Origin of the sequence: Tepidibacter hydrothermalis, from assembly GCF_029542625.1 — a bacterium.
GTDB lineage: Bacteria > Bacillota > Clostridia > Peptostreptococcales > Peptostreptococcaceae > Tepidibacter_A > Tepidibacter_A hydrothermalis.
This window is the reverse complement of the sequence record NZ_CP120733.1, coordinates 2041505-2055054: the sequence shown is the minus strand read 5'-3', so window position 1 is coordinate 2055054 and position 13550 is coordinate 2041505. Positions and strand designations below refer to the sequence as shown.

Below are 13550 nucleotides of genomic sequence, written 5' to 3'. Positions count from 1 at the left end.
TTATAAAATTTTCATTCTGTGGATAACATTGATGGAAGAACTAAACTTACAACTATTTTGAGCAACGGAGACCGTTAGGACTCGTTGGCGACATGAGCCATGCGTTAGCATGAAGCGAATTTTTATATTAATTAAGTAGATAAGAAGAAAGAAGGCTGATATAATGTTTCTAGAATATTTATAAGAGGAGTTAAGACATGAAATATTATTTAGCACCAATGGAAGGAATTACGGAATACATATATAGAAATTCTTATGAAAAAATTTTTCGCAATATTGATAAATACTTTACACCTTTTATTCCTACAAATGAAAGTAAAAGTCTTAAAACTAAAGAATTAAAAGATGTTTTACCCGAAAATAATAGAGGTATGAATATAGTACCTCAAATAATTACTAATGATTCACAAGGTTTTGTTAATCTATCTAGAAAATTACAACAATTAGGTTATAACGAAGTTAATTTAAATTTAGGGTGTCCTGTTAAAACGGTTGTTTCAAAAAATAGGGGCTCGGGATTTCTGGCAAAAAGAGAAGAACTTGATATATTCTTAGATGAAATATTCAAAATAAATGATATGAAAATTTCTATAAAGACTAGAATAGGAAAGAATAGTCCAGAAGAATTCTATGAGTTGATAAAAATTTATAATAAATATCCTATAGAAGAATTAATTATTCATCCTAGAACACAAAAAGATTTTTATGGAAATAAGCCTAATTTAGAAGTATTTAAAGATGCATTATCTTTAAGTACAAATCCAGTATGTTATAATGGAGACATTTTCACTGCTGATGATCATAATAAATTAATAAAAGCTTTTCCGCAAGTAAAAACAGTAATGCTTGGAAGGGGTATACTAGCCAATCCAGGGTTAATTAATGAGATTAAAAATAATACTTCTATAGATAAAGAAGTATTAAAAGCTTTTCATGATGAAATTTTAAATAACTATATGGAATTATTTAATGAAGAAAAAAATGCAATATTTAAAATGAAAGAATTATGGGGATATATGATTTATATATTTTCAAATAATAAAGAATATGCTGAAAAAATAAAGAAGTCACAAACGTTAAGTGATTATAAAGAAGTAGTTTCAAGTTTATTTATAGAGCAAGAAATCATAGAAGGGGCGGGGTTATTTAATAATAAACGCTAAGGTTAGTTACATAAATTTACAGTTGATTCTCTTATGATAAGATGATATCATATGATTTATCGACGAAAAAACTAAATAATGAGTAAGTCGGATAGTCGCGGATACCTTTATAGGTAGACGAGGAAAGTCCGAGCTCCATAGAGTAGGGTGCTGGGTAATACCCAGTGGAGGCGACTCCAAGGATAGTGCAACAGAAATAAACCGCCACAATTGTTTGTGGTAAGGATGGAAAGGTGAGGTAAGAGCTCACCAGCAGCTAGGTGACTAGCTGGCTATGTAAACCCCACCTGGAGCAAGACCAAGTAGGAACATGAAAAGAGGGTTGCTCGCTCTCGTTCCGTTGGTAGGTCGCTTGAGCCTACTGGCAACAGTAGGCCTAGACAGATGGCTATTTATTACAGAACTCGGCTTATAGATTTACTCATTATATTTTAAATTATAAAAATAATAACCTCGGGGGCGTAATGGTCTCGACGGGGGTTTGGAACTTAAAGTAGCGAGTCGTGTTTTACTGATTCACGTAAAAATCAGTACTTAAATATAAACGCAAACGATAATTACGCACTAGCAGCTTAATTAATGCTGCTCGTTCTACTAAGATTACCCGCAATCTTAAGTAGAACGCCATTGAAGCGGGGAACTGTTTTTAGGATGTCTTGACTAAAGATAGAATAATTAAGACTAGTCTTTTTTTAAGTCTGCTGTTAGGCGTTGAAAAAGATGATATAAAAATTAACAGCTACACTCGTAGAAGCTTTAGGGAAAAAACTTTCGGACAGGGGTTCAACTCCCCTCGTCTCCACCAATTAAATTAACTACCGTATTAGAGAAATCTAGTATGGTTTTATTATTTTTTGTAGATTTAGTAAAACTTCAATAAATACATAAATGAGCATTATACATTATTGCATACTATAACTTTTTAAATATTTAAAATTTCTTCTTCCTATACACTAAATATAGTATAATTATTAAGGTAATTATATAACCTCATAGAGGGTATATATAAATATACATTATTAGGGAGATTAAATATGAGCAAGTATTTTTCAATAGGAGAAATGTCAAAACTTCATAAAATAAGTATACAGACTCTTAGATATTATGATGAGATTGGTTTATTTAAACCCATTTATGTAGATAAAAAAAGTAATTATAGATACTATTCAATAGAACAATTTTCTAAATTAGATGTTGTAAAATATTTGAAGTATTTGGGTATGCCATTGAAAGAAATCAAAGATAAACTAGAGGAAAACAATGAAGAAATATTAAAACTATTAAATAACAAAATTGATGTAGTAGATTCTAAAATTAAGGAATTAGAATTAATTAAAAAAGTTCTGAATACAAAAAAAGAAACAATAGAAACAGGACTAAAAGTAGATGATATAGGAAAAATATTCAAAAAACATATACCAAGAAGAAGTATTTTATCTATGGAATATGAAGATGGTTTCAGTATAGAAGAAAAGATGGAGCTTTCTCGAAGAAAAATAGCTAATATATTGGAAGAAAATGTATCGGTGTTTTATGGTGGTGTAGGCGGATTAGTATCTATGGAAAAAGTTAAATCAAATCAAAAAGTTATTTATGAAAATAGTTTTGTAACAATAGAAAGAGATTTATTTAATAAGGAAAATCAAAAATCTATTAAAACTATTCCTACTGGAGACTTTATATGTATAAAATATAAAGGATCCTATTGTGAAAACTACAAGTATTTCAAGCAACTAATAGACTATATAGAATATAAACGAATACAAGTAGAAGATTATATGTATGAAATACCTATAATTGATCCATTATCTACAAATAATAAAGATGAACTTATTACAGAAATACAAGTTTTAGTAAAAAAAAGAGAAATAGATTTAAGATGCTTAGTTTAAAAATACCGAATTTAGCGGTATTTTTTTTGTAGAAAATAATAATATTCTTAGAGTTTAGACAAATGAATAAAAGACAAAAAAATATAATTTTAAGCATAATAATTAAAATTATGATAAAATTCCAAAAAAAGATATTGACTCTCTAGTTACTGGAGACTTTATAATTGGAAATGTGAAAGAAATGGAAAGAACTAAAATATATAAATCATTTAATATTCAGGAGGATGCGTAAGATGAATAATAATTTAAATCACGACTTAGAAACTAAAATAATTCATTGGGGTCACACTAGTGATAAATCAACAGGAGCTCTTGCAACACCAATATATCAAACTGCTACATTTGCAGCTCAAACAGTTGAACACTTTGAACAATTATGTAGAGATTTTGGATATGTTTACACTAGAGAATGTAATCCAAATTTAAATGAATTAGAATTAAAGCTTGCTATGCTTGAAGATGGGGAAAACGCTATCGTAAGTGCTTCTGGAATGGGAGCTATAACGTCAACGATATTAGCTTTAGTAAAAAGTGGAGATCATATAGTAAGTTCCGATGGAATATTTTCTCACACTAAATTATTTATGAGTGAATTATTATTAAAATTTGGGGTTGAAGTTACATTTGTAGATGCTACAAATCCGTGCAATATAAAAGATGCTTTAAAAACAAATACAAAATTAGTATATATAGAAAGTCCTTTAAATCCATCGTTGGACCTAGTTGATATAGAAACTATTGCACAAATAGCTCATGAAAATAAAAGTTTACTTATAGTAGATAGTACTTTTGCTACACCTATAATACAAAAACCAATAACTTTAGGAGCAGATATAGTAATTCATAGTTTAACTAAATTCATCAATGGCCATGGCGATACATTAGGTGGAGCTGCAATAGGATCAAAAGAACTAATAGATTTAGTTAAATGGCCAAGCCTACCTTGTTTTACAGGTGCTTCATTACCACCTATGAATGCGTGGATGATATTAAGGGGAATAAAAACTTTAGATATGAGAATGAAAAAACACTGTGAAAATGCTTTAGCAGTAGCAGAATTTTTAAATGAAGAAGAATATATAGAAGAAGTAAAATATCCAGGATTAAAATCTCATCCTCAACATGAATTGTGTAAAACACAAATGAACGGACTAGGTGGGGGAGTATTATCTTTCAAATTAAAAGATGGAATAAATGGATTGAGTAGAGATGAGGCTAGTAGAATATTAATAAATTCATTGCAATTATGCACAATAGCTACTAGTTTAGGAGAAGAACACACTTTAGTTCAAATGAATGGTGAAAATCTTATAAGAATAGCTATAGGATTAGAATCATCAACAGATATAATAAATGATCTTAAACAAGCAATGGACAAATTAAAATAAGCTATAAACTAAAAGTAGTGTATAGATATAATATGTGGAGGTAAAGAAATGGATAAGAATAATAAATTTAAAAGATATTTAATAATATTCATATTAGCATTTGGAACTACAGCAATGTATAGTTTACCATATATGAAATCATCATTTTATGATCCTATGCAACAAGCATTAGGGTTGAGTCATACTCAAATAGGAAATTTACTGAGCTTATATGGAATGGTAGGTATGCTTGCATATTTTGTAGGAGGAATTATTGCGGATAAATTTTCAATCAAAAAATTAATATCATTTTCATTGATATCGTCCGGATTAATAGGATTTTATTTTTCTACATTTCCACCATATAGTATGCTATTGTTAATATTTGTAGCATGGGGAGCAACAACAATATTAACTTTCTTTGCTGCTTCAATAAAGGTTGTTAGAATGCAGGGAAGTGAATCTGAACAAGGAAGAATATTTGGATTTTATGAAGGATTATCAGGAATTTCAGGTACATTAGTATCATTTGTAGGATTATATTTATTTGGAAAATTTACTGAAATAACTGTAGGATTTAAGTATGTTGTTTGGTTATATTCAATAGCTTCTATAATATGTGGTATATTATTATTTATGTTAATAAAAGAAGATAAATCAGAAGAAGAATCTTCGGGTGGGGATTTGAGCCTTAAATCAATTATAGATATAATAAAAATGCCAAAGGCATGGTTAATAGGTCTTATAGTATTTTCAACTTATTTAGTATTCTCAAGTTTGACATATTTAAGTCCATATTTATCAGAAGTTTATTTAATGCCTATGACATTAGTTACTTCGTTATCTATAGTAAGAACATATGTTATAAAGATGGGAGCATCTCCTGCTGCAGGGATAATAAGTGATAAGGTTGGATCTCCTATAAAAGTAATGTTTATAGGGTTTATATTAATGGCAGTAAGTACAGGAGCATATTTAGTAATACCTAAGAATGGAAGCTTCTTATGGATAGCTGTTATAAATATGATAATACTAAGCACTATATTATTTGGATTTAGAGGAATATATTTTGCTTCTGTTTCGGAATCAAATATACCATTAGAAAAGACAGGAGCAGTAGTAGGTTTTGCTTCACTTATAGGATTTTCACCAGATGCATTCTATTATACTCTTGCTGGTAATTGGTTAGATACTTATGGACAAACTGGATATACATATATCTTCATATTTTCATTAATATGTGCTTTAATAGGTATATTTGCTACTTTTACATTAAATAAATTAAATCAAAAAGAAAAATTAGAACAAGAATCAAATAAAATAACAAAAAAAGAACAGTTAGTATAACAATATAAATACAAAGACTCTACTCATTAAAAATATAAAATGGGTAGAGTTATTGTGGTTTATAAATATAAATCGGAGGACATAATATGCTTACATTGTGGGAAAATGGATTAATAATAATATGTGCGCTTATATTCGTAGGGATAGGATATTATTTTTCAAAAAACGTAAAAGATATGGAAAGTTATTATTTAGGAAATCGTAGTTTACCTTGGTCTTTAATAGTAGGAACTTTGGTTGCATCGTGGTATGGTGGAGTTGGAACAGTAGGTAGTGTAGAGTATGCAGCTATATATGGTATTTCAGCATGGGCAGTATGGTCTATAGCTGCACATATAGGAAGAATGCCACTTGCTTTATGGGTAGGACCAAAGATACATATAAGAACAGATATAACGGTACCAGATTTATTAGAAAGTTTTTATGGTAAACATGTAGCTCTATTGGGTGCAGTATTAATGTTCATATATTGTGCTCAATTAGGTGAGATAACTGCCATGGGAATTATAGGTGAAGTAGCATGGGGTATAGACAAGCAGACTATAGGATTGATACTGGTATCAATTGTAGTAATATTAACTGTACTAGGTGGATTTATGGGAGTAGCTGTTACTGATATGATATTGTTCTTTTGTATGGTATTTGGATTGACGATGATTATGCCACAACAATTTGAAAAAATTGGAGGATTTGTAGGTCTTACAGAGGCGCTTAAAGATACTCCACAACTTATGCATCCTACAAAAGGAATGTCTATGATGAAGGCTTTAATGCTTATAGTATATTCTTTTGGAGCATACTCAGACCCTACATTTTATCAAAGATTTTCAGCAGCTAATTCTCCTAAAGTAGGAAGACGAGCATTATTAACATGTTTTTCTTTATGGATATGTTTTGATATAGTTCTTGTTATGACAGGGTTAATAGTAAGAGCCACATATCCTGATATGCCACCTGCAGCAGGTTATATAACTTTAGTACTAAGTAGTTTACCTAAAGGAATAAGAGTATTATTCATAATAGGTATATTAGGATCTATAATTTCTACATTAGATAGTTATTATCTTGCAGCAGGAGCAACATTAGCTAATGATATATATGGAAGAATAACTAAAAAAGAATCAACACAAAAACAATTAGTTACATTTACTAGAATAGGAGTTGTAGTAGCTGCAACTATGGGATTGAGTGTTGCATTTAAATTTGAAAATGTATATGATGCGTGCTTATTTGTAGGAAGTATATGGATGGGGTCTGCATTTGTACCAATAGTAGGAGCTCTTTTAGGAAATGGAAGAAGAACTGAACTTGGGGGATTGTTAGGAATGCTTGGAGGAGGATTTACTTTTGGATATTTTAAAATGTTTCCTCTTAAAGAATTTGAACTTGAGCCGCTTGTTATAGCTATACCAGTGTCATTTATTGCTTGGTTTATAGGAAATAAAATAGGAAAAGATTTGAATACAAACAATGAAGCTGTTACTATAAAGGAGAATTAATTATGTCAAAATTAGTATCTAAGGTGAAGAGAGATTTAGAAATAAAATGGATCGGAATAGATGGTTTTTTAGTAATATTATATTTTTTAGTAACAGGATTTATATTTTATGGACTAGTTAGTAAAAGTGATTTGATAATAGGAAAGATAATACCATATGGAGTAATGATTGCTGTTACTTTAATATTTTTTGATTACTTATATAGAATATTTAAAATGATAAAAAAGTAAACATAAGAGTAGGTGAAAATTTGGAAATTTACGCATTACCCATAAAAATGTTAAGAGAAGAGGCCATAGAAATAGCAACACAAGGAAAAGGGTCTATATTAAGAAAGTTATTTTTATTAAATAAAAAAGTTGAAGAGGTTAGAATTCATTATATAGAATTTAAATTAATTAATTTAGAAATAAAAAACAAAAATAAGCATAATAATATAAAAATTTTAATTAATGGATCGACAGGTTCAGGTAGTTTGGTTCAAGATATGCCTGTAGCAGAACAGATAGAAATTATAGATGAAAATAGTATTCAATGCTGTGATAAAGATGATAAAATGATTCGTTTAAAAGCTATCAAAATGGCTATGAGAATAAGTCATAGGTTTATGGGTGGGATACCAGAAATAAAAATATCAAAAATAGAAAGTATATTTAGACCATACTGGGTAGTATTTTTTGATAAAGTACAAGAAAATAAAAAAGTAAAATATTTACCAATTGAAGCTGATGGATTTTCAATAAATAGAGGTTTTTAGATTTGAAATAAAAAAATGGTGAGTTGATTGTATTTAGGGCTAGTCTTTTTTATAAAAACTAGCCCTTTTTAATATATTTATCTTCAAATTATATATACGTATTTTTATAATAATTGATTATTTTTTTCTATAAATTCATTTAAAGCCATAGTTGTAACTTCTATAAGAGAAAGATTTTGCTCTTTTGCAATTTTTTCAAGACTTACTTTTATATGTTTATCTACTTTAAATCCAAGAGGTGTTGGACGAAGTTTTTTTAATTTTTCATCTATTTCTGATTTATATATAGTTTCGATTATAATCTTTTCGTTTGGACCAGCTATATCTTCGTAAGTCCAACCATCAGGATTATATTTAGATTGCATATTAATAAAATTTCTTTTTTCAGCTCTTAAGTCTCCTGTTGTATTATCTTCGACTATGAAATACATCATTTTTTTCTTTTCTTTATTATTTTTATGTTCTTGCTTTTCAAATAATATATTCATAAAACCACCCCTTTCGTTAATGTATTATCAATTATACCACAAAAAATGGAAAATAAACACATATTTTAGTTAAGTTTATAGATTGAATTAATTGTTTTTTCGTACTTTTAAAGGGTATTAATAGTTGAATACAAGTTTTAACAAAAAATAAACTTAAATAATTAATGTTAATTTATTATCAAAAAATATTAAATAAATAATTATATTAAGTAAGTATATTATTATCTAAACTAAAATAAATACTTTTATACACTATATATAATGATAATAAAGGTAATAGATTTTATAAATAATCTATTGTTTTTTATATGAACTCAATGCGTATAAAAATCAATATGAAAGAAAATATATTAGATTATTTTGTTGAATAATAAATATAGTTATAGACATAATAAAACAAAAGGTGTTTGTATATAATAAATTGCACATAAAATATAAATTAAATAAAGGAGAGAAAAACTATGAAACATAATAAAGATGACAGAAGAGATAATGTAGATAGAATTCAATATAATATTGACAAAACTATACAAAACTTCCGTATGGCTGAAGATATGATTGAAGAAACATCTGATGATAAAATGAAAAAAGCATTAGAAGCAAAAAATGATAGAAGAGAAGAAGCTCTTACTGGTATGAGAAATGAAATTAAAGAAGAGGCAATAGATAAACAAAACGGATATAAATAGAGTTTACGGAAAGACTTTACTAAAATAAAAAGTATCACTAAAAAGTGGTACTTTTTTTAGTTAGCTAAGAAAGAAATTAAAGATTGAAAAAAATACATACATCTATACTATTTACACCTCAAAATAGTTATTGTTTTTTAATACCTAATAGAATTTAGGTATTTTTTTGATTAGTAACTTATGTTACGGAATAAACTAGACTAATATAGTAAACTTTATTTTGTAGAAACACAAAATAAGAAATTTATTTCAAATGTTTATATAAAAAAACAGAAATAATGAGGAGGAAATACAATGGGTATGTTTTGTTATCAATGTCAAGAGGCAGCAGGGTGCAAGGGTTGCACTGTAAGAGGTGTATGTGGTAAAACTGAAGATGTGGCTAATGCTCAAGATTTATTAGTTTATGTAACTAAAGGATTAGCAATAGTAAGTAATGAAGGAAGAAAGGTTGGAGTTATTGATTCTAAAGTAGATAAGTATATAACGGAAAACTTATTTACAACAATAACAAATGCTAACTTTGATAGAAATGTGATTTTAGACAGAGTAAGGGAAACTTTAAGATTAAGAGAAGAATTAAAAGGTAAAGTTACTAAAGCTGGAGGCCAAGTAGGTGAAATAAAAATTACTGGTGGATTCTTTAAGAAGTTATTAGGAATGGAATCACAGGAAGTTATAATACCTGATGCTGCTGAGTGGTCAGGTAGTACAAACACAGATTTTGATAAAAAAGCGGAAAAAGTTGGGGTATTATCAACAGAAAATGAAGATATAAGAAGTTTAAGAGAGCTTATAATTTATGGATTAAAAGGTTTATCAGCATATATGAAACACGCTATGAACTTAGGATATAATAATGAAGAGGTTCATGGATTTATGGCTAAAGCTTTAGCAGCAACACTTGATGACAGCTTAACATCAGATGATTTAGTAGCACTTGCCATGGAAGCGGGAAAATACGGTGTTGATGGAATGGCTTTATTAGATCAAGCCAATACAGGAACTTATGGACATCCTGAAATAACAAAAGTTGATATTGGAGTTAGAAAAAATCCAGGTATACTAATTTCAGGTCATGATTTAAAAGATTTAGAATTACTATTGGAGCAAACAAAAGGAACAGGAGTAGATGTTTATACTCATAGTGAAATGCTTGCAGGACAGTATTATCCGGAATTTAAAAAATATTCTCATTTTGCAGGAAACTATGGGAATGCATGGTGGAAACAAGGAGAGGAATTTGATAAATTTAATGGACCGATACTAATGACTACAAATTGCGTAGTTCCTCCAAAGGATTCATACAAGAATAGATTATTTACAACAGGTGCTTCAGGTGTACCAGGATGTAAACATATAGAAGCAAATAAAGATGGAAAAAAAGATTTCTCACAAATAATTGAAATGGCTAAAAAGTGTAAAGCTCCAATTGAAATAGAAAAAGGAGAAATAGTTGGAGGGTTCGCTCATAATCAAGTGCTAGCTCTTGCTGATAAAGTTGTTGATGCTGTTAAAACTGGTGCTATAAAGAGATTCTTTGTAATGGCTGGTTGTGATGGTAGAGCAAAATCAAGAAATTACTACACAGATTTTGCTAAGGCTATACCAAATGATACAGTGATTTTAACTGCTGGTTGTGCAAAGTATAAATATAATAAATTAGATTTAGGTGATATTGGTGGAATTCCAAGAGTACTAGATGCAGGACAATGTAATGATTCATATTCATTAGTAGTTATTGCTTTAAAACTTAAAGAAGTATTTGGATTAGATGATGTTAATGAATTACCTATATCTTATAATATTGCTTGGTATGAGCAAAAGGCAGTAATAGTATTATTATCATTACTACACTTAGGGGTTAAGAACATTCACTTAGGTCCAACATTACCAGCATTTTTATCACCAAATGTTGCTAAAGTATTAGTAGACAATTTTGGAATAGGTGGAATTACAAATGTAGAAGATGATATAAAAATGTTTATGGAGAATTAATTTTATAAAATATGAGTAAATTTAATTTGTGATAGAGAATTATTATATAATTTTAGCTCAGCTATACGATTATTTAAATTTAAATAATCGTATAGTTGAGCTTTTTTTATTTGAGGTAATGAATCTAAGTGTAAATTAATACATTAACTTAAGTGCGAGTGTTATAAAATGTCGAAAAATGTTGTATAATGTTAATATATAATCAAAAATTTTTGGAAGGAACCAAGACCTCTATGAAAATACAAATAAAAAAGATATTAAAAAGATGTATATTTATAATAATAATATTGATTAGCTTTACCTTAATTACTAACACAGAACAACTAGATAGAAATCCTAAGAAAATAAAAATAACAGTTGTAAGTGGATGGAAACCTTTTAGTTATTTAGATTCACAAGGAAATCTTAAAGGTATATTAATTGATTTTTGGAAAGCATGGGGAAAGGCTAATAATGTTGAAGTAGAGTTTGGAAGTCCAACATCTTGGTCAAATTCATTAGAACTTATAAAAAGTGGAGAAGAAAGTATCCATTTAGGATTATTTTATAGACGTAATAGGTCAGAATATATAGATTTTGGAAATCCTATTATGGATATTATGACAGGAATATATGTAGAAAAAGATGTACATGCTCTCAATATTAATGATATTAAAAATTTAGGAATTGGTGTTACAAAAAAGAACTATGCTACACGTTATCTAGAAAAGAATTATCCTAATGTGAAATTGTTGGTATATGAAAATATTAAAGAGGTAATGAAAGCTGTAGATAAAGGGGAAGTAAAAGCTGTTTGTGTAGATTCTCATAATAATATTAGAAAAATATCCTTGTATTATACTGAATTAAAGGATTTTGAACTTTTACAGACAATATATACGCGTCCTCTAAGAGTTGGAGTTAAAAAAGGAGAAAAGGAATTATTAACTTTTATAAATGATGGAATAAAAAAAATATCAGTTGATGAAATAGAAGATGTGAAATCTAAGTGGGAATATATAACTATATATCTTACGAAAGACGAAGTGAAAAACTATGTTTTAATAGCAAGCATTTTTATAATTATTTTTTTAATAATAAATACTCTATTTTTAAAATATAAAATTGCAAAGGGAGTTAAAAGACTTTCAGAAAGTGAAGAAAGTTACAAAAAGCTTGTAAAACTGTGTCCGGATGGAATATTTATTCATCAAAAAGGGAGAGTCGTGTTTGTCAATGAAGCCACAATAAAAATACTTGGGGAAGATGATTCTAAAAATATAATGGGCAAAAATATAACAGAATTTGTTAAAGAAGATTATAAAAAAACTGTTCTAGATATGCTTAATACAGTTGAAAAATTACATATTACTCCTCCAACATTTGAAGAAAAAATAGTTAAAAGTAATGGAGAATTGATTGATGTTGAAATGTCAATGAATGCAATAACCTATAAAGGAAAAAGTGCGTTTTTAACAATCATAAGAGACATTTCTCAGAGAAAGGAAAGAGAAAAGGAAAAACAAAATATTCTTATGGAAAAATTGAAATATGAGAGGCTAAAAACAGAATTTTTTTCGAATATATCACATGAGCTTAAAACTCCTTTGAACATTTTATTAGGAAGTATACAGCTAATAGATAAGGTTTCTGACGATAATAAAGACCAACAAAATGAATATTATAAAAAATATTCTCCTATGATGAAGCAAAATTGCTACAGACTTCTTAGGCTTATTAATAATCTAATAGATATAACAAAAATAGATGCTGGATTTTTAAAAATGAATTTTGAAAATCACAATATTATTCAAGTTGTTGAAGATATAACTATGTCCGTAGTAGAATACATAAAAAGTAAAGACATAGATATAATATTTGATACAGATATAGAAGAAAAAATTATTAAGTGTGATGCTGATAAAATTGAGAGAATCATTCTTAATCTACTTTCTAATTCTATTAAATTTACAAATGAAGGTGGAAGTATATTTGTAAATATATATGATGAAAATGAGGTTGTACATATATCTGTAAAAGATACGGGGGTAGGTATTCCCCAAGAGGAACAAAAAACAATATTTGAGAGGTTTAGACAAGTACAGCCCTTGTTAAACAGGGAGAAAGAAGGAAGTGGAATAGGACTTTCACTGGTAAAATCAATAGTAGAAGAGCATGAAGGACAGATATATTTAAATAGTAAATATGGAGAAGGCAGTGAATTTATTATTGAAATACCTACTAATATAGAAATAGAACAAGAACCTATTGTATCAGATAAAATATCTAGTGATAAAAGTAAAGTAGAAAAAATTAATATTGAGTTTTCGGATATATATTCATAATTCTATTGTTCTTTAGATTATATAAT

General features: G+C 28.2%; 11 protein-coding genes and 2 other RNA genes. 12 read left to right on the top strand and 1 reads right to left on the bottom strand.

Annotated features, from left to right (window positions below; all coding sequences use genetic code 11):
• The first annotated feature begins 197 nt into the window (after positions 1-197).
• From P4S50_RS09500 to P4S50_RS09460, 9 genes are all read left to right on the top strand, one after another.
• Positions 198-1163: a tRNA dihydrouridine synthase gene (locus tag P4S50_RS09500; RefSeq protein ID WP_277734634.1), complete on the top strand. Its 966-nt coding sequence runs from the start codon at positions 198-200 to the stop codon at positions 1161-1163.
• 79 nt (positions 1164-1242) lie between these two features.
• Positions 1243-1591: RNase P RNA component class A (gene rnpB, locus P4S50_RS09495), an RNA gene on the top strand.
• A gap of 27 nt (positions 1592-1618) precedes the next feature.
• Positions 1619-1968: a transfer-messenger RNA gene (gene ssrA, locus P4S50_RS09490) on the top strand.
• 229 nt (positions 1969-2197) lie between these two features.
• On the top strand, positions 2198-3055 hold the full coding sequence (locus P4S50_RS09485; RefSeq protein ID WP_277734632.1) for a MerR family transcriptional regulator: 858 nt from the start codon (positions 2198-2200) through the stop codon (positions 3053-3055).
• Between the two features lie 233 nt (positions 3056-3288).
• Complete coding sequence (locus P4S50_RS09480; RefSeq protein ID WP_277734631.1) at positions 3289-4443, top strand: trans-sulfuration enzyme family protein; 1155 nt, start codon at positions 3289-3291, stop codon at positions 4441-4443.
• A 48-nt stretch (positions 4444-4491) separates the two neighbouring features.
• Entirely contained in the window at positions 4492-5769 is a 1278-nt protein-coding gene (locus tag P4S50_RS09475; RefSeq protein ID WP_277734630.1) for an MFS transporter, read from the top strand.
• Between the two features lie 86 nt (positions 5770-5855).
• Positions 5856-7268, top strand: coding sequence for a sodium:solute symporter family protein (locus P4S50_RS09470; protein WP_277734629.1), 1413 nt, complete (start codon positions 5856-5858; stop codon positions 7266-7268).
• A 2-nt stretch (positions 7269-7270) separates the two neighbouring features.
• The gene (locus P4S50_RS09465) at positions 7271-7498 is read left to right on the top strand and encodes a hypothetical protein (protein WP_277734628.1); all 228 of its coding nucleotides are present in this window, start codon (positions 7271-7273) and stop codon (positions 7496-7498) included.
• Between the two features lie 20 nt (positions 7499-7518).
• Complete coding sequence (locus P4S50_RS09460) at positions 7519-8025, top strand: hypothetical protein (protein ID WP_277734627.1); 507 nt, start codon at positions 7519-7521, stop codon at positions 8023-8025.
• A 104-nt stretch (positions 8026-8129) separates the two neighbouring features.
• Here P4S50_RS09460 and P4S50_RS09455 read toward each other — a convergent pair whose 3' ends face one another.
• Positions 8130-8513 carry a hypothetical protein gene (locus tag P4S50_RS09455; RefSeq protein WP_277734626.1) on the bottom strand — a complete coding sequence of 128 codons (384 nt, stop codon included), beginning with the start codon at positions 8511-8513 and terminating at the stop codon, positions 8130-8132.
• 461 nt (positions 8514-8974) lie between these two features.
• On the opposite strand from P4S50_RS09455, the gene tlp reads away from it, so the two are divergent.
• The 3 genes from tlp (at position 8975) to P4S50_RS09440 (ending at position 13524) form a co-directional block, all read left to right on the top strand.
• Complete coding sequence (tlp, locus tag P4S50_RS09450) at positions 8975-9202, top strand: small acid-soluble spore protein Tlp (protein WP_277734625.1); 228 nt, start codon at positions 8975-8977, stop codon at positions 9200-9202.
• Positions 9203-9496: 294 nt separating this feature from the next.
• The gene (gene hcp / locus P4S50_RS09445; RefSeq protein WP_277734624.1) at positions 9497-11200 is read left to right on the top strand and encodes a hydroxylamine reductase; all 1704 of its coding nucleotides are present in this window, start codon (positions 9497-9499) and stop codon (positions 11198-11200) included.
• A gap of 233 nt (positions 11201-11433) precedes the next feature.
• Positions 11434-13524 (top strand): MASE3 domain-containing sensor histidine kinase, encoded by a 2091-nt coding sequence (locus P4S50_RS09440; protein ID WP_277734623.1) that lies wholly within the window; start codon positions 11434-11436, stop codon positions 13522-13524.
• Positions 13525-13550: the final 26 nt, after the last annotated feature.